This is a genomic window from Bacillus sp. FSL M7-0307 (assembly GCF_038627835.1).
Lineage (GTDB): Bacteria > Bacillota > Bacilli > Bacillales > Bacillaceae > Bacillus > Bacillus altitudinis.
Genome location: NZ_CP152023.1, coordinates 2,675,573 through 2,701,621 on the forward strand (window position 1 = coordinate 2,675,573; position 26,049 = coordinate 2,701,621).

Annotated in this window: 26 protein-coding genes; 10 read left to right on the forward strand and 16 right to left on the reverse strand. The window is 41.7% G+C overall.

Translation table 11 applies throughout. The features are described 5' to 3' along the window. Positions 1–49: 49 nt before the first annotated feature. The 3 genes from MHI41_RS13640 to thpR are packed head-to-tail and all read right to left on the reverse strand — an operon-like array spanning position 50 to position 2,539. A complete protein-coding gene (locus tag MHI41_RS13640; RefSeq protein WP_057079190.1) occupies positions 50–979 on the reverse strand; it encodes a YegS/Rv2252/BmrU family lipid kinase in 930 nt (309 codons plus the stop codon). A gap of 47 nt (positions 980–1,026) precedes the next feature. Continuing rightward, positions 1,027–1,962 carry a hypothetical protein gene (locus MHI41_RS13645; protein WP_008343036.1) on the reverse strand — a complete coding sequence of 312 codons (936 nt, stop codon included), beginning with the start codon at positions 1,960–1,962 and terminating at the stop codon, positions 1,027–1,029. 25 nt (positions 1,963–1,987) lie between these two features. Continuing rightward, positions 1,988–2,539: an RNA 2',3'-cyclic phosphodiesterase gene (gene thpR, locus MHI41_RS13650; protein WP_060781647.1), complete on the reverse strand. Its 552-nt coding sequence runs from the start codon at positions 2,537–2,539 to the stop codon at positions 1,988–1,990. Between the two features lie 90 nt (positions 2,540–2,629). Between thpR and cysK the strand changes: the two genes are divergently transcribed. Beyond that, complete coding sequence (cysK, locus tag MHI41_RS13655) at positions 2,630–3,562, forward strand: cysteine synthase A (RefSeq protein ID WP_224558583.1); 933 nt, start codon at positions 2,630–2,632, stop codon at positions 3,560–3,562. 52 nt (positions 3,563–3,614) lie between these two features. Here cysK and MHI41_RS13660 read toward each other — a convergent pair whose 3' ends face one another. Both MHI41_RS13660 and pepV read right to left on the reverse strand, forming a co-directional pair. Further along, positions 3,615–4,232: a Type 1 glutamine amidotransferase-like domain-containing protein gene (locus tag MHI41_RS13660; protein ID WP_017367872.1), complete on the reverse strand. Its 618-nt coding sequence runs from the start codon at positions 4,230–4,232 to the stop codon at positions 3,615–3,617. Between the two features lie 27 nt (positions 4,233–4,259). Continuing rightward, positions 4,260–5,660: a dipeptidase PepV gene (pepV, locus tag MHI41_RS13665; RefSeq protein WP_212338386.1), complete on the reverse strand. Its 1,401-nt coding sequence runs from the start codon at positions 5,658–5,660 to the stop codon at positions 4,260–4,262. Between the two features lie 94 nt (positions 5,661–5,754). Here pepV and MHI41_RS13670 point away from each other — a divergent pair, with 94 nt between their 5' ends. Next, positions 5,755–7,053 (forward strand): NCS2 family permease, encoded by a 1,299-nt coding sequence (locus MHI41_RS13670; RefSeq protein WP_017358329.1) that lies wholly within the window; start codon positions 5,755–5,757, stop codon positions 7,051–7,053. A 369-nt stretch (positions 7,054–7,422) separates the two neighbouring features. Continuing rightward, a complete protein-coding gene (locus MHI41_RS13675; RefSeq protein ID WP_008356419.1) occupies positions 7,423–7,644 on the forward strand; it encodes a DeoR family transcriptional regulator in 222 nt (73 codons plus the stop codon). 67 nt (positions 7,645–7,711) lie between these two features. Here the strand turns inward: MHI41_RS13675 and MHI41_RS13680 are convergent, their stop codons facing one another. Then, positions 7,712–8,428 carry a pseudouridine synthase gene (locus tag MHI41_RS13680; RefSeq protein ID WP_017367874.1) on the reverse strand — a complete coding sequence of 239 codons (717 nt, stop codon included), beginning with the start codon at positions 8,426–8,428 and terminating at the stop codon, positions 7,712–7,714. 16 nt (positions 8,429–8,444) lie between these two features. After that, positions 8,445–10,067, reverse strand: coding sequence for a polysaccharide biosynthesis protein (locus MHI41_RS13685; RefSeq protein ID WP_019743707.1), 1,623 nt, complete (start codon positions 10,065–10,067; stop codon positions 8,445–8,447). 175 nt (positions 10,068–10,242) lie between these two features. Here MHI41_RS13685 and MHI41_RS13690 point away from each other — a divergent pair, with 175 nt between their 5' ends. The 4 genes from MHI41_RS13690 (at position 10,243) to MHI41_RS13705 (ending at position 14,039) form a co-directional block, all read left to right on the forward strand. Further along, on the forward strand, positions 10,243–11,514 hold the full coding sequence (locus tag MHI41_RS13690) for an NAD(P)/FAD-dependent oxidoreductase (RefSeq protein WP_019743706.1): 1,272 nt from the start codon (positions 10,243–10,245) through the stop codon (positions 11,512–11,514). Beyond that, complete coding sequence (locus tag MHI41_RS13695; protein WP_019743705.1) at positions 11,511–11,708, forward strand: hypothetical protein; 198 nt, start codon at positions 11,511–11,513, stop codon at positions 11,706–11,708. The genes MHI41_RS13690 and MHI41_RS13695 overlap by 4 nt, the downstream gene beginning before the upstream one ends. 140 nt (positions 11,709–11,848) lie before the next feature. Beyond that, positions 11,849–13,381, forward strand: coding sequence for a BCCT family transporter (locus tag MHI41_RS13700; protein ID WP_019743704.1), 1,533 nt, complete (start codon positions 11,849–11,851; stop codon positions 13,379–13,381). A gap of 133 nt (positions 13,382–13,514) precedes the next feature. Then, on the forward strand, positions 13,515–14,039 hold the full coding sequence (locus MHI41_RS13705; RefSeq protein ID WP_342494251.1) for a CbrC family protein: 525 nt from the start codon (positions 13,515–13,517) through the stop codon (positions 14,037–14,039). A gap of 31 nt (positions 14,040–14,070) precedes the next feature. Here MHI41_RS13705 and MHI41_RS13710 read toward each other — a convergent pair whose 3' ends face one another. From MHI41_RS13710 to MHI41_RS13740, 7 genes are all read right to left on the reverse strand, one after another. After that, a complete protein-coding gene (locus tag MHI41_RS13710; protein WP_003217582.1) occupies positions 14,071–14,253 on the reverse strand; it encodes a sporulation protein Cse60 in 183 nt (60 codons plus the stop codon). A 101-nt stretch (positions 14,254–14,354) separates the two neighbouring features. Further along, positions 14,355–14,666, reverse strand: coding sequence for a rhodanese-like domain-containing protein (locus MHI41_RS13715; RefSeq protein WP_061419953.1), 312 nt, complete (start codon positions 14,664–14,666; stop codon positions 14,355–14,357). Positions 14,667–14,720: 54 nt separating this feature from the next. Continuing rightward, positions 14,721–15,404 carry a YesL family protein gene (locus MHI41_RS13720; protein WP_342494252.1) on the reverse strand — a complete coding sequence of 228 codons (684 nt, stop codon included), beginning with the start codon at positions 15,402–15,404 and terminating at the stop codon, positions 14,721–14,723. A 24-nt stretch (positions 15,405–15,428) separates the two neighbouring features. Next, complete coding sequence (locus MHI41_RS13725; RefSeq protein ID WP_342494253.1) at positions 15,429–16,718, reverse strand: Gfo/Idh/MocA family oxidoreductase; 1,290 nt, start codon at positions 16,716–16,718, stop codon at positions 15,429–15,431. Positions 16,719–16,736: 18 nt separating this feature from the next. Next, positions 16,737–17,261 (reverse strand): lipoprotein YteS, encoded by a 525-nt coding sequence (locus MHI41_RS13730; protein ID WP_342494254.1) that lies wholly within the window; start codon positions 17,259–17,261, stop codon positions 16,737–16,739. After that, positions 17,258–18,370, reverse strand: a complete 1,113-nt coding sequence (locus MHI41_RS13735; RefSeq protein ID WP_342494255.1) for a glycoside hydrolase family 105 protein — start codon at positions 18,368–18,370, stop codon at positions 17,258–17,260. Before MHI41_RS13735 ends, MHI41_RS13730 begins: the two co-directional genes overlap by 4 nt. 18 nt (positions 18,371–18,388) lie before the next feature. Continuing rightward, positions 18,389–19,354, reverse strand: a complete 966-nt coding sequence (locus MHI41_RS13740) for a sugar ABC transporter permease (RefSeq protein WP_342494256.1) — start codon at positions 19,352–19,354, stop codon at positions 18,389–18,391. Between the two features lie 231 nt (positions 19,355–19,585). On the opposite strand from MHI41_RS13740, the gene MHI41_RS13745 reads away from it, so the two are divergent. Further along, a complete protein-coding gene (locus MHI41_RS13745) occupies positions 19,586–21,886 on the forward strand; it encodes a helix-turn-helix domain-containing protein (protein WP_008343018.1) in 2,301 nt (766 codons plus the stop codon). Between the two features lie 35 nt (positions 21,887–21,921). On the opposite strand, the gene MHI41_RS13750 is transcribed toward MHI41_RS13745, so the two are convergent. Continuing rightward, positions 21,922–22,293 carry a winged helix-turn-helix transcriptional regulator gene (locus MHI41_RS13750; RefSeq protein WP_342494257.1) on the reverse strand — a complete coding sequence of 124 codons (372 nt, stop codon included), beginning with the start codon at positions 22,291–22,293 and terminating at the stop codon, positions 21,922–21,924. Between the two features lie 154 nt (positions 22,294–22,447). Between MHI41_RS13750 and MHI41_RS13755 the strand changes: the two genes are divergently transcribed. Then, a complete protein-coding gene (locus MHI41_RS13755) occupies positions 22,448–23,635 on the forward strand; it encodes an MFS transporter (RefSeq protein WP_342494258.1) in 1,188 nt (395 codons plus the stop codon). A gap of 13 nt (positions 23,636–23,648) precedes the next feature. After that, positions 23,649–24,488 carry an aldo/keto reductase gene (locus MHI41_RS13760; RefSeq protein WP_007501869.1) on the forward strand — a complete coding sequence of 280 codons (840 nt, stop codon included), beginning with the start codon at positions 23,649–23,651 and terminating at the stop codon, positions 24,486–24,488. 44 nt (positions 24,489–24,532) lie between these two features. Here the strand turns inward: MHI41_RS13760 and MHI41_RS13765 are convergent, their stop codons facing one another. Further along, positions 24,533–26,032 (reverse strand): extracellular solute-binding protein, encoded by a 1,500-nt coding sequence (locus MHI41_RS13765; RefSeq protein WP_060781309.1) that lies wholly within the window; start codon positions 26,030–26,032, stop codon positions 24,533–24,535. Positions 26,033–26,049: the final 17 nt, after the last annotated feature.

Sequence of the window (26,049 nt, forward strand, 5' to 3'; positions counted from 1 at the left end):
GGAAGTCTTTTTTCATGTTTCTTTTGCTCGTGCGCACACTGGCTGCTTCTTAGCCACGTAATTTTAACGATCGATCACTAGCCTTAACAAACACTGGAGTGGCGCCAATCACTTCTCCATCGGCGTGAAATAAGATTTTTTCATCTGCCTCCAAGTAGGCTTCTTCATGCTGAAAAAGGGTGACTCCCTCCATTACAAGGTGCTTTTTAAAAACCATTGCACTTAAAAATAAGAGAACTTTCAATGGATTCAAATCCGTGACAACGAGCGTTTGAAATCCTGATTGCCTCGCACTCGCTTCGGGCGCTGCTTCCAGCCCGCCCCCATAATAAGGGTGATTACATACGATCACAAACCACACTTGGCGAAATACTTTTCTCTCATTTTCAATAAAAAGAGCAAGGTCAAACGGTTTGAATGACCATAACGAATGTAGAAAAGACAGCGGGTAGATGATAAACCCGAGTTTGAGTCGGTTGAGCCACTTTTTCCCTCTAAAATGTACCGTTCTCTTCAAAACATGCGCATCAAACCCAACACCAATATGATTGAGAAAAAGAACAGATTGCGGACTTTCTGCATGATCTTGAAAGGAACCGAGAGAAAATGTTTTCGTCAGCATCCTCTTTTGTTTTCTCACTTCTTTGATCACATCATGACGCTGGATGCCCAGCCCCTTCGCAGCATCATTCCAATGACCTGCTGGGACAAAGCTTAGCTGCACATGATCGATTTCTTTTAAACCATTTAGCACTTCATGAATTGTGCCGTCACCGCCAATGACGATCAACCGTTTCAATCTGTCGTCTTGCATAGCGCTAATCTGTCTCGCCAAAACTTCGGCATGTCCTTCATGCTGGGTAAGAAACGATCTGTATGAGATCTCTACCTTTTGTAATTCTTTCTCTATGCTTCTCCAAGTGCGGAGTCCTTTTCCTTGTCCTGCTGCTGGATTGACGATAAAGTACCATTCATTCATATATTAGCTCCACTCAGGTCTCATTTTTTGGTGACCTTGATATGCCTTTAATCAAGCCATTCCTGCCTTCTTTTGCTGTCTGATTCACCATAAGCGAGCAATGCCTTTGTCGCCTTAAATTGCTGGTGCTTTGTCGGCGCGGTGTTTTTCCGCTGCTTTTCAAACCAATCCTCCGCTTTCTTCTTATCGACAACCTCCATCCCGAATGGAACTTCGGGCAAATCAATATACGAGGTGCGGCTGATGAGGATTTTTTTCACAGGAAGCTCCACACCACTTTGCTGTAAAATTTTTGACACAACAGTTCCAGAGCGAAGAAGGCTTGCGCAAGGGTTCAAGACGGATTGAACAGCTTTTCCAGTCGCCCGCTTTTCCCAAAAACGTTCCTTCGATCCAATATATACGCTGTCTGGCTCTGCTTCTAAGAAAGATAAACAGATGACTTCAAGCGGCGTAATGAGCACTGGACACAATTCCATCTCAGCTTTTTGAATGAGCAGCACCGGCTTGTACATCACAAAATAAGAATCTGGCAGCTGCCTTGCAAGCATCCGCAGCTTTTCATCATATCGAATGTGGTGAGAGACAGTTGAAATATGAGAGATCGTCGAGCTGGCCCATTTTAATTGAACATCGTAAAGATGATCCTTAAAAAAGTGAATCAGCTTCGTTTCATCGGTAGGAACGTTTGTAAAAACACCTTGTTCTATATCTGTTGGCTCGTTAAAAAGACTCAGGTCCCGTTCCTTTTTCATATCGGCTTCTTTTTGCTTTCTTTTTAAGGAGAATTTCTTTCTCTTTTCTTCCTCTTGCTCAGGTGCTTGCTCGGTGGCTTGGTCAGCCTGCTTTTGCACCTGCTCTTTTGAAGCCTTTTTTAACTCGTCCCACCTTTGTTTTTTCAACCGAATAAACTGATTGATGTAATGATGCGGGTCTTGTTCATATCGTGATATATAATCTTGGATTTTAATAATTTGCGCCATCTGCTGCTCACTCCAACCTCTAGAATCATTTATGTAGTGTAAATTGTTTGATCGCGTGATAACGTGGGGTTTCTTTTAGACGAATTTCAAATAAAGCGATACTAGAAACCTCCATCGAATATGGTTCTTTCCGTAAGGGCGCTTGTTCTATATAGGACTGTTCTCTATTCCATTTGCGCGCAATCGTCATATGTGGATGAAAGGGTCTCTTTTCGACAGGATGACCTGCTGTCAAAACGGCTGTTTTTACCTTTTCTCTTAGATCCATCAAAGGCTTACTTTCACTAGGCTTTGCAAAAAAGACTCTCGGCCGCTCCTTTTGACCAAATATTCCTACTTCATTCAGCTTCAACGGGAAAACAGACACCTCATGAGACAGCTGTTCAAGCAGCTCAGATATCTTATTTAAACGGTCCTCTGGAATCGCGCCTAAAAACACAAGGGTGACATGATAATCAGTGGGTTCTGTCCATTTTTGAAAGGAAAGTCCGCTCCTCTTGTCTATATCCGCTTTCATTTGATACGCGAGTTGTTCAGGGATTGGAATCCCGATAAAATAATGACGGCTTTCGGCCATATTTTCACCTGTCCTTTTTAACAAACTTTACGAATCCCCATTGATGATAGTATAACTAAAGTAATGCGGAATGAGAAGAAAGGGTGTCACATGATGAAGGTTGCACAAAATATAGCTGAATTAATAGGTCATACACCACTTGTAAAATTACAGCGCCTTCAGCCAGAACATGGCGCTGCTGTTTATTTAAAACTGGAATCATTTAATCCTAGCGGAAGTGTAAAAGATCGGGCTGCTTACAATATGATCCTTGAGGCAGAAAAACAAGGAAAGCTCACAAAAGGGGCAACAATTATTGAACCAACGAGCGGGAATACAGGAATTGGCTTAGCGATGAACGCTGCTGCAAGAGGCTACAAAGCCATTCTGATCATGCCTGATTCGATGACCCAAGAAAGAATCAATATTTTAAAGGCATACGGCGCACAGGTCGTCTTAACCCCAGGGGAGGAAAAAATGCCAGGCTGTATTCGCAAGGCAGAAGAATTAGCTGCTCAAATTCCTAACAGCTTTATTCCCATGCAATTTGACAACGGTGCGAACCCCGATGCTCATAGAGGGACAACGGCTGTAGAAATTATCGATGCAGTGCAACAGATCGGGCAGCCCCTTGCCGCTTTTGTCGCAACTGCTGGAACGGGCGGAACCATTACAGGCACTGGAGAGGAACTCAAAAAAGCATTCCCGGAATTGACGATACATGTGGCAGAGCCAAAGGGGTCTCCTGTTTTATCAGGCGGGAAACCTGGCAAACATAAGCTTGTTGGCACAAGTCCAGGATTTATCCCACATATTTTAAACGAACAGGTGTATGATGAGATTGTGCAAGTGAGTGATGAAGATGCTTACGACATCACACGAAAGCTCGCCCGTCTTGAAGGTATTTTAGTCGGTCCATCATCTGGTGCGGCATGCTATGCAGCGATTGAAGCGGCCAAGCAAATGCCAAAGGATCACATTGTCATTTGTATGACAGCAGACACGGGTGAACGTTATTTATCAAGTGATGTGTTTCAAGATTAAAAAAGGAACAGGGCGTATGCTCCTGTTCCTTTTTCATCGTCATATGAACAACTCAGACCGTCTTGACCTCAGTCTGTTCGCCTGTCACAAGCAAAACTTGTTCATCAGTGAGCGGGCATAAAGAGAGCGTATTTTGATCTTTCTCTATGATATGCTGCGCGGCTTCACCTAAATAAGGATTGTTTATATGCGGTACCGGATAGCTGTTGATCTCATCGAATCCTTCAAAGGAGGATAACTCTAGTGCTTTCTCCTGATCATCCATCAGTGAGATGTATTCAATGCTTGGCGCCATGATAATACTCCCCGCGGATTCTCCGATATACAGCTTGCCTTTGCCGATCTCTTCTTTCAATACACGATCGAGTCCGTGCTTTCTTAATTCTTGCAGCAAATAAAAAGTATTGCCGCCAGATACATAAATGACATCATTCTTTCCAATGATCTGTGTGATCTCCTGAACCGTTTGCTTGGGCAGATGAACAGTCTCTACACGCATTTCTAATTGATGAAAGGCTTCTTTTGCTGCATCGACATAGTGCGTGACTTCTTCCACTTCACTGGCTGCCGGAATGAATGTCACACTTTTTCCTTTTAAGGTGTCACCTGCAAAGTCAGACAAGAGAGAATAGCTGTCTTTGAATGAAGAGCATAAGAACATTTTTTTCACGGTGAATCCCCTCTTCTCTTTTCTTTCTTATTTCGCCAATTCATACATGGCTTGTGCATATAGCGCAGTTGCTCTTAGTAAATCATCGATTTCGATATATTCATCCTTTTGATGTGCGCAATCAGGTCTTCCTGGGAATAGAGGACCAAAGGCAACACCTGCTTCTAATGACCTTGCATACGTTCCTCCCCCAATTGCAATAAGATGGGCAGGATCTCCTGTTTGTTCTTCGTAGACACGCTGTAATGTTTTCACAAGTGGATGGTCTTTTGAGACGTGATGAGGTGGACTGTCATCAAATTTCTCAATCGCTGCCCCTTTTATTCGTTCAATCCCTTTTTTGACTTCCTCACCGTCCGCAGTTACGGGATAGCGGACATTCAGCCCAAGCTTCGCTTCTTCGTTTTGCGAATAGCGGATTGTGCCAACATTCAAGGTCAAGTCACCACTAATATCATCCTTACAAGCGATGCCGAGTTTTTGTCCTCTTGTGTCTTGATCAAATAAAGCCTTTATTTGTGATGTAAATGCGAGCCCTCTTTCATCTAATTCATGCTCACATAAGAAATTCGCCATATGAATGCCCGCATTTGTGCCATTCGCCGGCTCCATTGCATGAACTGATACACCTTTTAATGTGAATGTCAGTCCATCTGCTGTATGGTTTGCCTCACCGGTTAACTGATTTTCCGCAAGATAGGCTGCAAAAGCCGTTTTTAATGCTTCAGCATCGTGATCGTTTGCTGCTGCCACAATTGCGCGAGCCTCATCTGGAACCATATTGAGACGCATGCCTGATGTGAATTGCTTGAGGATGTAACGCTTGTTTTCTTCTGATTGTTCGTATGTAAAGGATACGATGGCATCTATGATCCCTTTTTCAGCATGAATAATTGGAAAATCAGCATCTGGTGCAAACCCAATTTGTGGCATCGCCTCATGCTTGAAATAGTGATCGACGCAGCGCCAATCGCTTTCTTCATCTGTGCCAATGATGATTCGAATCTTTTTCGACAGCGGCAGACCGGCATCTTTTAACATTTTCAATGCGTAAAACGCCGCCATGGTCGGCCCTTTATCATCAATGGCTCCTCTTGCAAAGATTTTATTTTCTCTTATGTCCGCTGAAAATGGTGGGGTTGTCCAGTCGTCACCCGCAGGCACGACATCCACATGGCATAGCACACCGACGATGTCTTCGCCTTCTCCATATTCAATATGACCAGCATAACCATCAACATTTTTCACTTTGAAGCCCTCGTCCTGCCCTTTTTTGAGCAAATACTGAAGAGCCTCATCCACTTTTTCACCGAACGGTTTTCCTTCTGTGCCGCCTTCTTCATCCAAGACACTTTCAATTTGTAAAAAAGATTGTGTATCTTGAATCAAACTGTCTTTTTTTCGTATGACTTCTGCTTCCCAATTCATTTTTCCATTCCTCCTTGAAAAAAGGTTGCAATCCACCCTTAAAACGAATATTATATTAAGTGTTTTGTAATAATGTTCGTAAATGGAGGATTTTATGTTTCAGTTAAAAGAGAACCAAACCAACATAAAGAAAGAATTACTCGCTGGTATGACGACATTTTTTACGATGGTATATATTGTAGCCGTCAATCCAGGAATCCTTTCAGATGCAGGCATTCCTTTTGACCAAGTCTTTACTGCAACCATTATCGCTGCTGTTGTCGGTACACTCTGGATGGCACTCTTTGCAAACTATCCAATTGCCATTGCACCAGGTATGGGGCTGAATGTCTATTTCACCGTCACTGTTGTCGGTGGTGGGGGTCTCAGCTATCAAACAGCATTTAGTGCGGTATTTGTTGCTGGAATACTCTTTATTATTTTATCGTTAACATCCCTTAGAAAACAACTCATTGAGGCGATTCCAGATAATTTAAAGTACGGGATTACAGCAGGTATCGGATTATTTATTGCATTCATTGGGCTAAGACAGTCTGGAATCATCACTGCTGATCCACAAAATCTTGTGAAGCTTGGCAATTTAAGCTCACCTGTTGTCATTTTGACACTCGTTGGTTTAATGATTTCTGTCATATTAATGGTTCTTCAAGTGAATGGAGCGCTGTTTATCGGCATGTTAGCAACCACATTAATTGCACTTGCAACAGGCCAGCTTCATTTTCCTAAAGTGCTAGTGGATACCCCAGCACTGCCTGAAGGAATGCTGATTACAAACCCATTCGCTGCGTTTGGCGATGTATTTTCCCATCACTTGTATGCTGTTGTCTTCTCCTTTTTACTTGTGACGATTTTTGATACAACAGGAACAATGATCGGGGTTGCGGAACAAGCAGGTTTAATGAAAAATGGTCAGCTCCCAAAAGTACGCAGAGCCTTACTTGCTGACTCTGCTGCAACGACAATTGGCTCAATGTTTGGAACAAGCCCAACCACAGCTTACATTGAATCATCATCAGGAGTTGCTGCTGGCGGAAGAACTGGACTGACCTCTTTAACCGTTGCTGCATTGTTTATTGTGGCCTTGTTTTTTGGTCCACTCGTTCAAGCCATTTCGTCTTTGCCGTCCATCACTTCACCTGTCTTAATCATTGTCGGCTGTTTGATGATGAATTCAGTGTCACGTATTCGCTGGAATGAGCTTGACGAAGCATTTCCTGCTTTTCTTGTGATTCTTTCCATGCCGCTGACATCTAGCATCTCTACTGGGATTTCACTAGGATTTATTTCATATCCTCTTGTGAAGCTGGCAAAAGGAAAATGGAAAGAAGTGCATATTCTTGTGCTCATTTTTGCCGTCTTATTTTTCGTGCAGCTCTTTTTCTTAGAAGGATAACCAAAATAAAAAGACACATTTCTCATTTGAATGTGTCTTTTTTGTATAAATGATTTTTTATTTTGTAAATTTTCTGTGTTTATTTTTTGATCTTTCTTAAGTGATAAACTTCTTTATACGCCTTGTGTTTATTGGGTTGTAACCGGATTCAAATCATGATATATAACATAATTTCATTCATGAAGACAAGTTTAAAAACACGTAAAGTTGACTTTTTGGTGGAACTAGATGCATAATAACGTGTATAATAGAATAAAACATTAAGAAACACGAACATTTACCATTGTTGCATGTCCTTATGTCGCAGTTTTAGTGTAGTAAGTTGTGGTTAGTCAAGTCCATCCGATCTTATTGATAGGGAGTGGTTTTTTGAAACCTTCAACAAACCGTATGATGACTCGAATAAAATCAGTTTATATGTTCATTCAAGAGAAAGGTCTTGTGACGACACAAGAGCTGGTTGATGAATTCGGGATCACACCTAGAACCATCCAAAGAGACTTAAACGTGCTTGCCTATAACGATCTTGTTCATAGTCCAAGCAGAGGCAAATGGGAAACAACGAGAAAAAAAGTAAAAATATCATCATAAGCGAATAATGAACTTCCATATAACAAAAAGAACCGGCGATATGCCGGTTCTTTTCATTTTCTCTATATTAATCACGATTGATTAAGCTGTCTAACTCTTCCTCCGTCAATTCACGGTATTCTCCTGGCGCCAAATCTTCGTCTAATGAAACAGCCCCCATCGAGAGCCGTTTTAAAAAGATCACTTCATTGCCCACTGCTTGTGCCATCAGCTTCACTTGATGGTATTTCCCTTCAGTAATCGTTAAACGGATCCGTGTATCTGCCTCTTGGTTGGCATCTACTTCAACCTTCGCCGGCTTCGTCCGGTAGTCGTCTAAAATCACAACTCCCTCTTCAAGACGAGTGATGTCTTGATCTCCAAGCGGGTATTTTAGATGAACTTCATACGTTTTCGGGACATGCTTTTTCGGAGATAGCAATTGATGAGCAAGCTGGCCGTCATTTGTAAGGAGGAGGAGACCGACTGTATCCTTATCCAGTCTCCCTACAGGGAATGGCTCCCTTGCAATATCCTCTGGCTCTAGTAGATCAACAACCGTCTCATCTCGCAGATCCTCCGTTGCTGAAATGACACCGTCTGGCTTGTTCATCATGAGATAAATGAATTCTTTATACTCTACACGCTCTCCATGCACGAGCACTTCATCATTTGTTGGATCGACATGATCTTTCACCTGCTTCGCCACTTCTCCATTCACTGTGACGGCCCGGGCCTTGACCAGCTTCTTTACATCTTTCCTTGAACCAAAGCCGGTATTGGCCAGCAATTTATCAAGCCTCATGCTTCTCCACCTCTTCTTAACTCTTTTTTCTTAAAAATGACGGCATCCGGCTGCCAAGTACACGCTCTAACAATCCAACTTTATAAGATAAGAACATATACACACCGCCGCCAGTAATCATTGAAATCAAAATAACAATACCAGCTTGTACGATTCCACCTTCATATGAAATGACTTGACTCACAAGCTGACATGTCACATAAGCCACTACAGCCATGATTGCCGTTAAAATACCAATTAAAATAAACCGTTTGAAAATCCTGCGGAACGAATAGCCTGCATGGCGCTTGATCATGATGAACATATACAAAATCGAGGCACTGTAGCCTAATGCCGTTGCAAGCACAGAACCGTTTCCTTGCAGCCAGCTAATCAGCGGGATATTAAGAACCGTTTTAATGATAATCCCTAACAAAAGACTGACGATCGCAAATTTTTGTTTGTTAATCCCTTGTAAAATGGCTGCATTAATGGTGAATAAAGAAAACAATAACGCAACAGGTGCATACCAAAACAAAATAGAAGTTCCAATCTCAGGATGCACAGACGGATAGAAAAACCAATAAACTGGTCCAGCCAATGCCGAGATACCAAATGAAGCAGGCAGAACGAAGAATAGAATGACCTGCATCGTTTGATCAATTTGCCGATTCAGCAGCTTGTAATTTCGCGCTGTAAAGGATTCCGTTATGGTTGGAATCAATGTTAAACCAAATGCAGTTGCAAGTGACACAGGAATCATGACAAGCTTCGGTAAATATAACGTCACAATAGACAGAACCGCTGTACTAATATCCTGATGTCCTGATGCAATCATCGCTCTGTTAATTGTATTTGTATCAATATAAGAATAAATCGGAATGGCAAGTCCAACAAATACATAGGGTGCTGCATAACTGAACAGCTCTGTAAACATTTGCTTATAAGATAATCCAGAATAGTCCCCTGTATTCGGCTGCATTGCCAAAAGCCGATCTTTCCGCTTCAGCCAATATAAATAAAGCGTAAATAGACCGCCAAACGCACCAATGAGTGCGGCAAATGTGGCATAACCAACCGCAATAACAAGACCACCGTCAAGCACTTTTAAAATGATAAACGTCGCTGTTAATAGGAAGATGATTCTGACAAGTTGTTCGATGACTTGGGAAACAGCTGTCGGGCCCATCATCGAGTGCCCTTGGAAAAACCCTCGCACAAGACTCATAATGGGTACAACCAATAGACCCAAACTGACCATCCGAATCACATAAACCACTTGATCGACCGTCAAACCGCCCGTTTCATTCGATCCTCCAAGCTGAATCTTGGCGAAAATCGGTGCGGTCAAATATAAAATAGAAAAGGCGATAATACCGGTGACAAGCATGACCGACATACCCGCCCTGAACATTTTTCTTGTTGTCTCATAATCGCCAATTGCATTATATTTAGAGACGAATTTCGATACCGCTGTTGGAAAGCCGAGCGTAGCAATACTTAAAAAGATCGTATACTGATTGTATCCATATTGGAATAGCGCACCACCAGTCGCTCCGACCATTGCGCTAAATGGAATTAAGTAAATCATACCAAGAATACGAGAGAGATAAGTCCCTATCGTTAAAACCAACGTACCACGAAGCAGTTTATTAGACATGCGCTTAACCACCATTTTTCTAATGAATATTCAACTTAACTATTTTAACACATCATTTCATCGCACAGGTAACAAATCCAATACAGAAGTCACAAAACCAATCAATTCATATTTCAGCCTTCCCCAATCTTCGTTATAATAGAGAAATGACTGAAAGTAGAAAGAGGAATGTAACATGAAACATTATGATGTCATTGTCATTGGCGGTGGACCTTCTGGACTGATGGCCGCGATTGCATCGGCAGAACACGGTGCATCGGTTCTGTTAATTGACAAAGGAAACAAACTTGGCAGAAAGCTCGCCATTTCTGGCGGTGGACGCTGCAATGTGACCAATCGCCTTCCAGTAGAAGAAATCATCAAGCATATTCCCGGAAACGGCCGTTTTCTATATAGTGCATTTTCTGAGTTCAATAACGAGGATATTATTTCGTTCTTTGAAAATCTAGGTATTGAACTAAAAGAAGAAGACCATGGACGTATGTTCCCTGTCTCAAACAAAGCACAATCTGTTGTGGATGCCCTATTAGATAGGCTCCGCGTGCTCAATGTGACCATTCGAACGAATGAAAAGATTAAAACCGTTCTGTATCAAGACGGACAAGCAGCTGGAATTGTTACAAATAATGATGAAAAAATTTCAAGTCATGCCGTTGTCATTGCTGTTGGCGGGAAAAGTGTGCCGCATACAGGCTCTACTGGCGATGGCTATGCATGGGCAGAAGCCGCTGGTCATACCATTACAGAGCTCTTCCCAACAGAAGTACCCGTCACGTCAGACGAGCGTTTTATTAAGGACAAAGTGCTTCAAGGTCTTTCATTAAGAAGTGTGGCCGTGAGTGTTTTAAATAAAAAAGGAAAACCCGTCGTCACTCATGTCATGGATATGATCTTTACACACTTTGGCTTATCAGGTCCTGCCGTTCTGAGATGCAGCGGATTTGTTGTGAAGGAACTGAAAAAGCAACCGGCCGTCCGTCTTCAAATTGACTTATACCCAAAGCTCAATGACGAGGAGCTATTCCAAAAGCTTCATCGCGATCTAAAAGATGAACCAAAAAAAGCCATTAAAAATGTCCTGAAATCTTGGATGCAAGAGCGCTATTTATTGTTCCTTTTAGAACGAAATGGCATTGATCCGCAGGAGACATTTTCTGGTCTCGCTAAAGATAAACTGCGCGCTTTTGCTCATGATTGTAAACATTTCATCGTCCATGCAAATGGGACGCTTTCTTTAGATAAAGCCTTTGTTACAGGAGGCGGCGTTTCTGTCAAAGAAATTGAACCGAAGAAAATGGCATCCAAAAAAATGAACGGTCTTTATTTCTGCGGAGAAATTTTAGATATTCACGGTTACACAGGCGGTTACAATATTACGTCAGCACTTGTGACAGGCAGGTTAGCTGGCATGAATGCCGCACTAGAAGTAAAGGAGAGATTTCAATGATTAGACGCGCACTTCCGATTGTCCTTGCAGTTGTCATTAGTTTGACAGCCGCTTTCTTTATGAAGCTGTCCATTACCCCGTTAAAAGTCGCCATTGTTTTAGCGTTTACGATTTTCGCTGTTTGTTTAAAAGAATATGTCTACCGTCTGCGCAAACGAATTGAAGAAAAGTCATCTTCACATATCGATGGTTGATAAATGGAAGGAAAACATGTTACGGTAAAATAGAGGTCGAGTGAGAAACTCGCCTCTTTTTGTTTGAAAATAGTTGAGACAGGGGATATTAAATTAAATTCTCTGCTTAAACGTGTAGAACAACAGGAGAGTGAGATGGTGTGAAAAACGTATCAAGTGTATTTTGGATTGTGATTGCTATCACATTTATTGCCGTTCTATGGGGAGCCCTTTCTCCAGATACGCTGCAAAATGTGACAGATCAAATTCAAACATACATTACAAATGACTTTGGCTGGTATTATTTATTAGTCGTATCGCTGCTAGTCGGCTTTTGTCTATTCTTTATCTTTAGCCCTATCGGAAAAATTACGTTAGGAAAGCCAGGTGAAGAGCCTGAATTTGGTCTTTTTTCTTGGTTCGCCATGCTGTTTAGTGCTGGAATGGGCATTGGGCTTGTTTTTTACGGAGCCGCTGAACCGATCAGCCACTTTGCCATTCAATCCCCAACAGGCGAGACGGAAAATGCACAAGCCTTCCGTGATTCCCTTCGTTATACCTTTTTCCACTGGGGACTTCATGCATGGGCCATTTATGCAATTGTCGCCCTTTGCATTGCATACTTTAAATTTAGAAAAGATGCACCTGGATTAATCAGTTCCACCTTATACCCAGTATTCGGGAACAGAATTCATGGATGGATTGGAAAAACCATTGATTGCATCGCAGTATTTGCAACGGTGGTCGGTGTAGCTACTAGTTTAGGACTAGGTGCCGCACAAATTAATGGCGGATTAAACTATTTATTTGGAATTCCAAATAACTTCCTGACTCAGCTCATCATTATTGCAATCGTCACGGTCCTGTTCCTTCTCTCTGCTTGGAGCGGTATTGGTAAAGGGATTAAATATTTAAGTAACACAAACATGATTCTTGCTGCTTTACTCATGTTCTTTTTACTCATTGTTGGACCAACTGTGTATATTTTAAATTCATTTACTGATTCAATCGGACAATACTTATCAAATATTGTACAGATGAGCTTTAGATTATCACCAAATGATCCAGAAAAGAGAGAATGGATTAATGGATGGACCATCTTCTATTGGGCATGGTGGATCTCTTGGTCGCCATTTGTCGGTATTTTTATTGCAAGGGTTTCACGCGGGAGAACCATTCGAGAATTTTTAATTGGTGTCTTAGTGGCTCCTTCCATCCTCGTGTTCCTTTGGTTCTCGATCTTTGGTGTATCTGCAATGGACTTACAACAGAACAATATCGTCGATGTTGCAAACATGTCTACTGAAACGATGCTGTTTGGTGTTTTAAATGAATACCCACTCGCCATGATTACATCCATTCTGGCACTGATTTTAATTGCGGTATTCTTTATCACATCAGCAGACTCAGCTACATTCGTTCTCGGAATGCAGACAACCTATGGATCATTAAATCCAGCGAATAGTGTAAAGATCAGCTGGGGTATTATCCAGTCAGCAGTAGCGGCAGTGCTCTTATTTTCAGGCGGTCTTCAGGCCTTGCAAAACACAGCCAAACTTGCTGCTTTACCGTTCTCTGTTGTCATCATTTTAATGATTGTATCCCTGTACAAATCATTAAATGAAGAACGAAGAGCGATTAAACAAGCAAATAAGTACAATAAACCAAGAAGTCCAAGAGTAAAAAAAGCATAATCATCACAAGAGAAAAGTCGTTCCTCATCCGAACGGCTTTTTTTCTCGTTGAAATAATTGAAGATTGTCATGACATCGCGTATTCCGATAAAATAGTGTTGAATCATCACTTTTCTACATAATGGAGGTTTATATGACGTTACCTACGTTCAAGTACAACCCAGACCCAGTTTCATTACATGTGATTAAAAAAGAGCAGACGATATGCCCCGTTTGTGAGAAAGAACGAGATTATGTATATCATGGTCCTTTTTATTCTGTTGAAGACGTTTCTGGCATTTGTCCTTGGTGCATTAAAGATGGATCAGCTGCTCAAAAATATAATGGAATGTTTCAAGACGATGTGAGTTGTGATGACGTCGATCATGAGGAATATATAGATGAACTGATCTACAGAACGCCGGGTTACCGCGGATGGCAGCAGGAATATTGGTTAAGCCATTGCCGGGATTTTTGCGCGATTGTGCAGTATGTTGGATGGAAAGAGATTGAGCATTTAGAGGAAGAACTCTCAGAGGATATTGAAGAGATTTGCAGTGGTGGACATTTCACAAAAGAGAACTTGAAACAATGGCTCGTGAACGGAGGAGACTTGCAAGGCTACCTCTTTCAATGCGTTCACTGCAAAAAGCATCGTTTACATATTGACGCTAGTTGATCATGGCAAAAGGACCTTTCAGCAGGTCCTTTTATTTTTTATATAAAATGAGCGCTGAAAAACAGTAGAGTTGCTCTCCTCCTTGCTCACAGATCACCGCCACATTGTATTTGATGTCAATAATTTGGTCGTCGTCCATTCCTTTTAAAAAAAGATTGATTTCGCTTTGCAAATCTTTCTCGTGTTCTTCATCAAATACAGCTACCTTCAGCACATATGCCACTCTCCCTTCTCTTGCTACTCTATTTTTATGCAAATAGAGACGGACATATGAACAAAAAAAGCCTTCCATCTTGTCGATGAAAGGACTTCTTTTTACAGTTTCGGTTTTGTTTCTCCTGTCCATGCAAGCATGCCGCCAACGACATTGGTTGCTTGATAGCCTTGGTCTTCTAAGAAATAGCAGACATTCTCACTGCGTTTACCAGAACGGCAAATAATATAATACTCTTGTGTCTTATCAAACGCATCTAGCTTCTCAGGAATATCGCCCATTCGAATATGGACTGCCTCTGGAATCATGCCTTCTGCTACCTCTTCATCCTCACGCACATCGACGAGTTGAATGGCTTTTTCTTGCTCTAGCTTTTGCTTTAATTCTTCTATTGAAATTTCTTTTACTGACACGACTCTCATCTCTCCTTTTATTCACGGTGACACCATTATAGCAAATCATACACATCACTGCGTATTCACCCGCTTGGATTGAAGGAAAGACGGGAAGCGTTTCTTCACATCAACTGCCGGCTGCTCGCTTTCAAACTCTATCTTTTTAAACACTTGATAGGCTAGCCACATGTGGCCATATGCGAGAATGCTGATGCTAAAAAACGGCACGATCCCTGGCAAATAAGCAAATAGGATAAAGAGAACAGCCGAGAAAACGAGCATAGAGAGCGTATATTGCAAATACGAGATGCCAAGCAGAAGGGAAAATTTCAAATAAAGACGCTTTTTCCAATCATAATGAGCCAGCAGCGGAAAGATATAAAACAAGCTGACAATAAACAGAAAACCAAAGATATAGATCGCAAAGCGAAGCAAGTGTAAAAACCAGCTCGTTGGATAAATATAAGCAAGGTCTACATAAATAATTGTCCCGATGATGACCAGCACCACTCCAATGACATTAGAGCGTACAAATTCTTCGCGGTATACTTTCCAAAAGGTTTGAAAGACGCTGACTTGCTCATGCCCTTGTATCCACTTTCTCATCACAGAAAATAACGCTGTTGTTGCAGGCATGAAGCCAAAGATTCCAAGCCCAAGTAAAGTGAACAAAAGCCATAACAAATTCGTATAGGCAAGTCTCATCACCCACTCACACATGCGCAGCATTCTGCTCATTGATCCATCATGATCCATCTCTCTTCCCTCCTCTCTTTCTCGTTACACCATCTCTTTTTGAAACAATTCTTCTATTTCAATCGGGCGTTTTTCTGCAACTGATCGCCACATGCCTTCGCCAAGTGCAATGGAATAAGCACCCGCCTCTGCTCCTGCCGAAATGTCATAAGGAATGAGCGGATCTTTTCCTAAAAATAAATCTGCTAATAATAGCGGATCTCCGCCTCCATGACCCCCTGATTGCTTCACAACTTCAATCGTTTCTTTTCCACCAAACATCGGGTAGTATGCAATTGTCTGTTCAGGGAATTGAAATGGGATTCTCGATGGCACATGAAACTCATTTGTTTCAATCCGTCCCTTCGTCCCGTTAATCGCAAGCCGGTAGCCTTCATATGGCGCTGAAAATTGAATCGAGTAACTTAACAAAGCTCCCTGATCATAAACCACTGACGCCACATATGTATCCTCAATATCAATTTCTTGATCAAAAATACAGGCATCCGGGCGATAATTTGAGTATTGCTTTGACTGCTGCTCACCTGATTCAATATGGTCATCCTCCACCTTTGTGCGCTCTACCCGCGGATTCCACCTTGCTTCATAATGACAGGTATCTCTTACATGACAGGTTCCGCAATATCGATTCCCTTCACCCTGCAAAGGATTCCAAGGACTTTCATTCCCATAATAATTCAGTGCGCCATAGGCAAATACTTGCTTCGGCTTTTGATCAATCCACCAGTTGACCAAGTCAAAATGATGGGTCGATTTATGAATAGACAGTCCGCCAGAATATTGACGCGAGCGGTTCCACCTTTTGAAATAACTCGCTCCATGATACGTATCAATGAGCCAGCTTAACTCAACAGACGTGACCCTTCCAATCTTTCCATCTAAAATGAGCTCTTTTATCTTTCTGTGGAATGGATTGTAGCGATAATTAAAGGTGACGGTGACCTTCCCTTTGCTTTCTGCCTCTTTTTCCATCACCTGTTTGGCTTCTTTTGCTGTTGTGACCATCGGCTTTTCCGTTATGACATCCAGATCATGATCCAGTGCCTGCAGGATATATGTGACATGTGTATCATCTCGCCCCGCCACAATGACGATATCTGGTCTTGCTTCCTTCACCATCTGATCAAATGCATCCTCATGAAAAAATGAGACGCCCCTTAGTGATGGAAAACGCTCCTGACACAGTGTATACCGCTTCTCATCTACATCTAAGAGCCCTGTAATCCTGTAATGCTCATTGAAATCCTCGGTGAGCGGTTTGATAAACATATTGAAAGCACGGTGACTGAGCCCGCAAACGGCGACCCTTTTCACATTCCCCCACCCCTTTTTCTATTGGTTTTCACGAAGCTGCTTCATGAGAGACAGTGCCTCTTTAGATTTCTCCGCATACACAGGTATGAAGGCGACCATATCTCGGTGTAATCGAAAGGTATAGCCATTTAGCTGCTTTGTTCCTTTCTTGATTTGGACCGCATAATCGACTGTATTTCCCGTCTTTGCATCTTCTACCGTATATGGTCCTGCCCCTTCGCCATCTACCCGCATCTCTTCAAGCAGCTGAAAGCTTTCAGGGTCATCATATGTTCTAAACATTTCTTCCGGGACAAACATCACGTCCCCCTCTTTTGCAGTAATTTCAACAAGAAGTTTTTCAGGAATTGCAGGGAAGATGTGAACGTCGTATATCTCCTGATTTGGTTGAAAAGCCTTCTCCACTAATTGGTCTTTCATTCCCTTTGACATGTCAGAAAAAATAAGGACATCCATTCCCTCTGTCTTCCCCTGACAGGCGGACAAATAAAAGGCAGCGATGAAACTTAAGAGCCATGCCGCAGCCCTTTGATGCCGCCTCATACCTTTTGAAACACAGACAGCTTTTCTAGTTCAGTTAACGCCATAATAAAAGCGCCTGCTCCATGCAAATCATTCGTGCTCCGCTCTCTGCCAACGTAATAATCATAAAAACCCGCAGATGTTCCAATACAAATGTCGTTCACCGTAAAATCGCCGTTGTCTTTTTCCTCCGTTTTATACTCAATCAACCCTTGATACGCTTTGACCACATGATCAACATATCGAAGACTGACATACCCTTCATTCATGGCTTTTGCCATCGCATACATGAATAGACATGACCCTGAGCTTTCAAGCCAGTTGTCGCTATGACTTCCTTTATCAATGATTTGATGCCATAAACCCGTTTTGTCGTCCTGATATTTTGCCACACTTTCCAGCATATCTGTCAGTGTGTCCTTCCACAATTTTCGTCCTTCATGACCTTCTGGCAAATCTTCGATCATATCGGCTAACGCAAGGACATACCAGCCAAAGGATCTTGCCCAAAATTCTGGGGAACAGCCCGTCTGTTGATCAGCCCATGGCATCACTTTCCGTTCATCCCATGCGTGATAGTAAAGACCCGTTTTGTCATCTTTGGTATGCTTTCTCATGAGATGCTCTTGATGGATGACCATGTCCACCAGCTCCGATTCTCCTGTCAACTGGGCATACTTTAAAGCAAAAGGCCCACCCATATAAAGACCATCTAGCCACATTTGATAGGCATAATTGTCTTTATGCCAAAATCCGCCCTCAGACGTGCGATTCAGCGTCAGGTAAAGCCCCCGAAGCTTTTCTGCTGCCTTCACATACCGCTTCTCTCCCGTTCTTTCAATCAGCGGGAATAAAATGAGCCCTGCTTGAATGGCATCAAGCTCGTCTCTGCGGAATAACAGATTCCCATGGTCATCAATGAGTGAGTCTGCATAATTTTTCACATAATCAAAGTACGCCTCGTTTTCTGTTGCTTCGTAAAGCTTCATCACTCCGCAAAGGAAAACCCCTTGATGATAGTGCCACCTTCCAGCTGGCGGAAGTTCAATCGGTGTATACGCTTTCATTATTGTTTGTGCTAATTTCTCTGCATGCTCAAGCGGTGATCCCTTTTCAATCGATAATGTCATTGGTCTTCATCTCCCCTTTTAATAAATCCCTTCTTCTCCAAACTTCTTCGCTAAACGGTTCGCCATCATGACCAAAATAAGTCCAACGGCTGCTTTAAATAAACCAACAGCGGTACTATAGCTGAATTGTCCTTGCTTCAGACCAGCTGTATACACATACGTATCAAAAATCTCTGCAACTTCCCTGTTGGTCGCATTGAGTAATAAATAGACATGTTCAAATCCAAGCTCTAACGTATCACCGATTTTTAAAATGAGCAGTACAACAATGACACTTTTAATCGCAGGAAGGGTGATGTGCCACATTTGTCTGAGTCTGCCGGCTCCATCCATTTTTGCTGCTTCGTATAGCTGCGGATCTACTGCTGTAATCGCTGCAAGATAAATAATGGTTGACCAACCCGCTTCTCTCCAGATTACCTGCAAAATGTACATGGGTCTAAACCATTCTTGACTAAGAAGGAAGTTAATCTTTTCTCCTCCAAAGAAAGCAATCAATTCATTGATTAACCCGCCATCTACCGTTAACAAAACAAAAGATAAGGACACGACAATCACCCATGACATGAAGTGAGGAATATAAATCATTGTCTGAACAAATTTCTTAAACAGTGCCAATCTGACCTCGTTTAAAAGAAGGGCTAATAAGATCGGAATCGGAAAGAAAATCACGACATTCATGGCAAATAAAATGAGCGTATTTTTTAATAAGATGAAAAATGTTGGTTCTGTAAATAAGCGAATAAAGTGTTTGAAGCCAACCCACTCACTGCCAAGAATTCCGAGAAACGGCTGGTAATCTTGAAAGGCAATGATCAGCCCCCACATAGGGACATATTTAAAGACAAGAAAATAAATGAGCCCTGGCAAAATCATTAAATACAGAAATTTTTGACTAAGCAATTGATTAAGTAAGCGCTTTCTATTTTCTTTTTTCAAAGCTGCCGCAGGCACACCCTTGGCAGTGACATCCTGTGTTTTCACAGATAAAGCCTCCCCTCATGCTGATGCATGTGTTAACTGTATCTTAAGGATGAAAAATCCGTCTACAATCATATCATCAGATCATATTTACTCAGGGGAAGCTACTCAAAACGTTACATAAAACATAAGAAAATGATCCTAATCTCAGAAAATGATTATTGACAAACCTACCAGATTTTTGGATTAATAAACTAAGGGGAAAAGATTGTTTCGTTTGAAATGGGGGGTTTTATGAAAAGAAAGCAGTATAAATTTTATTACAAGCTGGTGACGTTTTTTTTCGTGCTTAGTACGATTCCTGTTATTATTGTCGGTATTTTTTCTTATCAGCATTCGCAAAAAACTGCACTCGAAAATATTTCAAATGAAAAGCTGGACAGCGTCAAACAAACGCAATCCAATATTGAGCATATTCTAAAGACAGTAGATCATTCTCTCACTCACTATGTCAGTTCGCCGCCTCTCCTTCAAACACTGGCAGAACCTTTAAATCCAGACCAATTCCAACTTTATAATCAAGTCCAGCAAGAACTGAATTACCTGCAAACCTTCGACACCGATCTCTCCAATATTACACTTGTTAGTAAAATGGAAGATTGGTATATGAACAATTCTGGTCTTTATCATGTCTCAAACGGGGATCAAGAGAAAGCGTTAACCTCTTACCTCAATATTCCGAGTCATTCCAGCTGGGCACTTGAAGAAAATAATCCACTTGTCTCAACAAAAGAAGGAAAGACATCCTTTTGCAAATACAATGTGAATTTAATCAAGCAGCTTCCGATGAATAGTGTCCAAAAGAAGGGGATCGCCGTCGCCAGCATTCCAAGCTGCGTGATTGCTGACAACATGCCTGACTTCTCACAATCTGATAGTATGTTTGTCATTGATACAAACGGAAAAGTGCTGCTACATAATCGAAAAGAACAAATTGGTGACTCGTTAAAAAATCAAGATTTCGTCAAACATGTCCTGTCACTTGAAGAACGATCCGGACAATTTGATATGAAAATCGATGAACTAAACTATCAAGTTACGTTTCAAAAATCAGATTATAACGAATGGACATACTTATCCTTTGTCTCCATTCCCGAACTAAAGCAACAAACGAAATCAATCGGGTGGATCACCTTTATTATTTGCTTTATTTTGTTAGCGCTTTCATTATTATTTTCATGGTTTGGCTCTAGACACTTTTATAAACCGATTCGCTTATTATACGAATCCTTTGCACGTAATGAGTCGTTTTTGCATAAACAGCCTTTCCAAAATGAATTTGAGCTCATCGAATCGAGCATTAAACAAATGAAAGATCAAAACAATGATCTAGAGGAACGAATTGAACAGCAAGTGACACACTTACAGCAATACTTTATGGTGCGGCTGCTGCTTGGCAAGCTGACGGAAGAAGAGATTCACAACCGATTTCAAAGTCTAGGCTTTCCTCGTGACTGGTCCCATTTGTCCATGCTTGTGACCCAAATCGATACACTAAAAGGAACGCCGTATGAAAAAAAGGATGCAGACTTGCTTTTATTTGCGATAAATGGACTGATTGAGCAGATTATTCCGCTAGAGGAGCATCTTCAGCCAACCGTTGTCAATCAGCATCAAACGACGATTGTCCTCAACCAATCGAAGTCAGAAGAGGAATTTACTGAATATTTAAATCAATTAGCCGAAACAATTCAGCAGCGAATTGAGGAAGAGCTGGGCTTGTCGATCAGCATTGGGATCAGTCGCTCATTTAAAGAGCTCTCTATGGCCAAACATGCTTATATTGAGGGAAAAGAAGCCTTAAAATACAGGCTCAAAGCAGAGAAAAAATCCATTCTTTTATACGAACACATTCAGCAAGGAAAGACGTTTAAGACTCATTTCCCAAAACAACTGCAGCATGATTTATTTGATGCCATTAAAGCAGGCGATCAAGGCAAGGCAGATCACTATTTACATGTGCTTCTGCAATCCATTTTTTCTAAAAATGCTGGACCACATGAGTACCAGATTGCTCTCGCTCGTTTTTTAAACAATCTCATCGAGCTGATGCATTTGCTAGGCATTGAATTGTTTGAAGTCGAAGATAATAAAATGCTCTATGATACGATCTTTGAGTTTAAAACGTTTGAAGATACAGAAGCGTGGCTGAAACATGAGATCATTCGACCCATCATTGATCAGCTCGGCGCGCGTGAAGACTCTCAATATAAAAATATCTCAGAGAAAATCATTCATATCATTCATCAAGAATTTGACTCAGATCTGACATTGGACGAAATCGCTACACGCCTGCACTACAATCCAAATTATTTAAGTAGTATTTTTAGAAAAGAAATGGATATCTCCTTTAGTGAATATCTCTCGTCTTACAGACATCATGTCGCCAAAAACTGGTTGGTGGAGACGGATATGTCGGTGAAAGAAATTTCGGAAAAGCTAAAATACAAAAATCCGCAAAATTTCATCCGCTCCTTTAAAAAGCTGGAAGGCACGACGCCTGGAAAATACCGTGATCAGAAAAAAGGCACATAAAGCAAAGTCCCGCTCTCACAAGAAGCGGGACTTTTTTATTTAAACTGTTCATTTAGAATACTGTCTTCCAGCACTGAAAACGGCTCGCCATACACTCGTTCAATATGGGCTGCCCCCCAATCACATAGCGCATTCAAAATTCGCTCAAGTGACTGTCCGTATTCACTTAATTCATACTCCACTTTAGGCGGCACTTGTTCATATACAATGCGGTTAATCACACCGTCATTTTCAAGCTCTCGCAGCTGCTGTGTGAGCATTTTTTGCGTGATATTTGGCATGAGGCGCTTCAGTTCACTCGTCCGCTTTTTCCCATGTGTTAAATGACATAAGATGACACACTTCCATTTCCCGCCGATCACCTCAAGCGTTGCCTCCACAGAGATATTATATTTCTTCTTTTCCAACGTCGCTTCACTCCTTTTGATGCTGAACAGGCACTTTTTAGTACCTATATTACAAAAAAGTACGTACTTTTTTTTCTGTCATCTATGTTAGATAATAACTCTTGCCGATCGGCTTCGTCTATCAAAATGTCATGAAAGAAGGATGTGAATCACGATGCAAAACAAACAAAATCACTTTGCCCTTCTCGCACTAGCGATTAGTGCATTTGCTATAGGTACAACTGAATTTATCTCTGTAGGTCTTCTGCCGATGATCTCAGAGGACTTTGGCGTGAGTGTCAGCCAGGCCGGCTGGACCGTTTCTTTATATGCGCTCGGTGTTACCTTTGGCGCGCCAATTCTAACCTCTCTTACGTCAACGATGAAAAAAAAGACATTGCTTTTGCTCATTATGCTCGTCTTTTTGATCGGAAATACACTCGCCACGATTGCCCCGACTTTTTCTGTACTCTTAATCGGACGAGTGATTTCAGCCCTATCACATGGCGTATTTATGTCGATTGGCTCGACCATTGCCGCAAGCCTTGTGGTGAAAGAAAAGCGGGCAAGCGCTATTGCCTTTATGTTCACTGGTTTAACAGTCGCTACTGTGACTGGTGTGCCATTCGGTACGTTTCTTGGTCATGAGCTCGGCTGGCGGACGTCATTTGGTGTGATTGTCATGATTGGCCTAATCGCACTGATTTCTAACTATTTCCTTGTTCCGTCTCAATTGAAACAGGGCGTAAAAACAACGTTTAAGGATCAAGCAGCCTTATTAAAGTCGAAAAGAATGTTGCTTTTATTTGTCATTACTGCTACAGGGTATGGAGGAACCTTTGTCGTCTTCACCTATTTATCCCCTCTCTTGCAGCATGTGACAGGTCTTGCGCCTGGAACAGTTGCCTTGATCCTGCTGTTATACGGGATGACCATCGCCGCTGGGAATGTCATTGGCGGAAAAGCAGCGAATAAACAGCCAATGAAAGCACTGATTTATATGTTTATCATTCAAAGTCTCATCTTGTTTATCCTTAGCTTTACTGCTGGATTTATGACACTCGGGATTGGAACTGTGATGCTGATGGGACTGTTTGCTTTCATGAATGTACCCGGCCTTCAAGTTGCCGTCGTTGATTTTGCAGAAAAGTATACACCTGGAGCTGTCGATGTTGCTTCCGCTCTGAATATCGCTGCCTTTAATGCAGGTATCGCCATTGGTTCATTTTTAGGCGGCATCGTGACAGATACCCTTGGGCTTGTGCATACTGGCTGGGTTGGCGGCATCATGGTGCTCATGGCGGCTATACTCACGATGGTGAGTCATCGAATCGAACAAAAAGAATACAAACAAACCATGTAAAGGAGTCTTTCATATGAACGATTTACAAAGTACAAAAACATTAAACAACGGCGTCCGCATGCCAGGATTTGGTCTTGGGGTCTTTCAGGTTGAAGAAGGAACGGAATTAATTGAAGCTGTTAAAACAGCCATTCAATTAGGATATCGCAGTATTGATACAGCTTCTATTTACGGCAATGAAGAAGGTGTTGGACGAGGCATACAACTTGGTCTAGCAGAAACAGGCCTTCGCCGCGAAGACATCTTTGTGACATCCAAAGTGTGGAATGCCGATTTAGGATATGAAGCGACACTAAAAGCATACGAGGACAGCCTGAAAAAACTTCAGCTTGATTACCTTGATCTGTATTTAATTCACTGGCCAGTTGAAGGGAAATACAAGGAAGCATGGCGCGCGCTTGAAACGCTGTACCGTGAAGGAAAAGTCAGAGCCATCGGTGTGAGTAACTTCCAGCCGCATCATCTAGATGAATTATTGAAAGATGCGGACATCATTCCAGCGATTAATCAAGTCGAGTTTCATCCAAAACTCACGCAGGAAACCCTGTTTACGTATTTGAAAACACATGGCATCCAAATGGAAGCCTGGTCACCACTTATGCAGGGAGAGCTGCTGCACCACCCGCTGATCACGGAGCTTGCGGGCACATACAGCAAAACACCTGCTCAAATTATTTTGCGCTGGGATGTGCAAAAAGGCGTCATTACGATTCCTAAATCAACGAAAGCCCATCGTTTAAAAGAAAATGCCGATATTTTCGATTTTGTCCTATCTGATGAGGATATGAAGCGCCTGTCTGACTTAAATGAAAATAAACGAATTGGTCCTGATCCAGACAACTTCGACTTTTAATGAAAACACCCCCGCTTTTTACTAAGCGGGGGTCTTCATGTTCATCATTTTGATTTTTTAAAGGAAGTTTCATATTCTTCTATGATTTTATTTCCACCATTTGATTTCCACTTCTCTACATCTTTCTTAAACTGTTCTTCGTTGATATCACCAAGAATGAACTTATAGGTCGCATCATCGATGATTTTCTTCAATTCATTTCCTCGCTCTGATGCTGTTTCTGAATACAGGCTTTCAGCAGGGTTAGCGACAATGATGTTTTTATTGTCTTCTTCTAGCTCTTCATATTTTGTACGAACTGCATCGCCTTTATTTTTCAAGTAACGCTTATCAATCCCTACGAGGCTGACAAGCGGCTGTACATCTGTCTGCCAGCTTTTCACTTGGCTTTCTTCCCTCACAAATGTATTTCCATCTTGTTTGTTATAGTGCTTTCCATCAATCCCATACGTCATGAGACCATACACGTCTTCTTCTGCAATGCGGTCAAAGAAAGCCAAAATTCTCTTTAACTCTGCTTCTGATTTGACGCTTGTTTTAGGGAAGGCGAAGATGCCATTATGACCGCCTGATGCCCATACACGTTCTTTGCCATCTGGGCCTTTGATTCGGTTGATAATATCCACTTCCATGTTCTTATCTGTTGCATCATCTCTTAAGTTCACTGCATCTACCATATTTCCAACATAGATACCCGCTTTTCCTTGTGAGAACAATTCTTGCTGCTGCGTTTTGCTTGTGACTGGGAAGTCTTTGTTTATATAGCCGTTGTCACGCAGCTTTTTCATATATTTCATTGTATTCATATACTCATCCGTCATAAAGTCTGGCGTAAATTTGCCGTCTTCTTCTTTCCAATCTGTTGGCATTCCTTCATAAGAACCAAGCGTTTTAAATGCACCGTAAATCAAATCGTTACGGTCTGTAAAACCAATTGTATCGTCCTTGCCATTTTTGTTCGGATCTTTTTCAGTAAATGCCTTGGCTACTTCATAAAGGTCATCCAGCGTTTTTGGTGTATCCAAATTTAAATTTTCAAGCCAATCCTTTCGAATGACAATCCCTTGTCTTGAAAGTGGTCTCTCTCTATAAATGCCATAAAGCTTCCCATCGATAGAGGCATTTTTATTAATCAGTTCGTTCATCTTACTTAAATTTGGATAATCCTTTAAGTATGGACCGATTTCCCAGAACATGCCTGATCTAAACGCATTGATAGCAGATGAATTCTTAATGTCTTGAATCGTCACAATTTGTGGGAGGTTTCCTGCGGCAAGTGCTGAATTTAAACGGTCTTCTTTCACCGCATCAGGCACCCACGTAATATCAAGCTCTGTATTTGTGAGCTTCTCAATCTCTTCTAACACTGAATCTTTTGGCGGCTGCTGATGATACAAAATCGCCATCCATGTCAGTTTCACCTTTTTGTCTAAATCAACCTTTTCATCTGATGAGCTTGCTCCTTTACTTGAACAAGCTGACAGAATACCGCTTGCGGCAAATAACAAAACAAAGGCAATCAGCCATAATTTCTTTCTCCCCATAAGATCCCTCCGTTATT

What these genes read in the sequence shown, in the direction of transcription:
- MHI41_RS13640 (WP_057079190.1), bottom strand. Translation starts at nt 979, where the DNA reads ATGAATGAATGGTACTTTATCGTCAATCCAGCAGCAGGACAAGGAAAA.
- MHI41_RS13645 (WP_008343036.1), bottom strand. Translation starts at nt 1,962, where the DNA reads ATGGCGCAAATTATTAAAATCCAAGATTATATATCACGATATGAACAA.
- thpR (WP_060781647.1), bottom strand. Translation starts at nt 2,539, where the DNA reads ATGGCCGAAAGCCGTCATTATTTTATCGGGATTCCAATCCCTGAACAA.
- cysK (WP_224558583.1), top strand. Translation starts at nt 2,630, where the DNA reads ATGATGAAGGTTGCACAAAATATAGCTGAATTAATAGGTCATACACCA.
- pepV (WP_212338386.1), bottom strand. Translation starts at nt 5,660, where the DNA reads ATGAATTGGGAAGCAGAAGTCATACGAAAAAAAGACAGTTTGATTCAA.
- MHI41_RS13670 (WP_017358329.1), top strand. Translation starts at nt 5,755, where the DNA reads ATGTTTCAGTTAAAAGAGAACCAAACCAACATAAAGAAAGAATTACTC.
- MHI41_RS13680 (WP_017367874.1), bottom strand. Translation starts at nt 8,428, where the DNA reads ATGAGGCTTGATAAATTGCTGGCCAATACCGGCTTTGGTTCAAGGAAA.
- MHI41_RS13685 (WP_019743707.1), bottom strand. Translation starts at nt 10,067, where the DNA reads ATGTCTAATAAACTGCTTCGTGGTACGTTGGTTTTAACGATAGGGACT.
- MHI41_RS13690 (WP_019743706.1), top strand. Translation starts at nt 10,243, where the DNA reads ATGAAACATTATGATGTCATTGTCATTGGCGGTGGACCTTCTGGACTG.
- MHI41_RS13695 (WP_019743705.1), top strand. Translation starts at nt 11,511, where the DNA reads ATGATTAGACGCGCACTTCCGATTGTCCTTGCAGTTGTCATTAGTTTG.
- MHI41_RS13705 (WP_342494251.1), top strand. Translation starts at nt 13,515, where the DNA reads ATGACGTTACCTACGTTCAAGTACAACCCAGACCCAGTTTCATTACAT.
- MHI41_RS13720 (WP_342494252.1), bottom strand. Translation starts at nt 15,404, where the DNA reads ATGGATCATGATGGATCAATGAGCAGAATGCTGCGCATGTGTGAGTGG.
- MHI41_RS13730 (WP_342494254.1), bottom strand. Translation starts at nt 17,261, where the DNA reads ATGAGGCGGCATCAAAGGGCTGCGGCATGGCTCTTAAGTTTCATCGCT.
- MHI41_RS13735 (WP_342494255.1), bottom strand. Translation starts at nt 18,370, where the DNA reads ATGACATTATCGATTGAAAAGGGATCACCGCTTGAGCATGCAGAGAAA.
- MHI41_RS13745 (WP_008343018.1), top strand. Translation starts at nt 19,586, where the DNA reads ATGAAAAGAAAGCAGTATAAATTTTATTACAAGCTGGTGACGTTTTTT.
- MHI41_RS13755 (WP_342494258.1), top strand. Translation starts at nt 22,448, where the DNA reads ATGCAAAACAAACAAAATCACTTTGCCCTTCTCGCACTAGCGATTAGT.
- MHI41_RS13760 (WP_007501869.1), top strand. Translation starts at nt 23,649, where the DNA reads ATGAACGATTTACAAAGTACAAAAACATTAAACAACGGCGTCCGCATG.
- MHI41_RS13765 (WP_060781309.1), bottom strand. Translation starts at nt 26,032, where the DNA reads ATGGGGAGAAAGAAATTATGGCTGATTGCCTTTGTTTTGTTATTTGCC.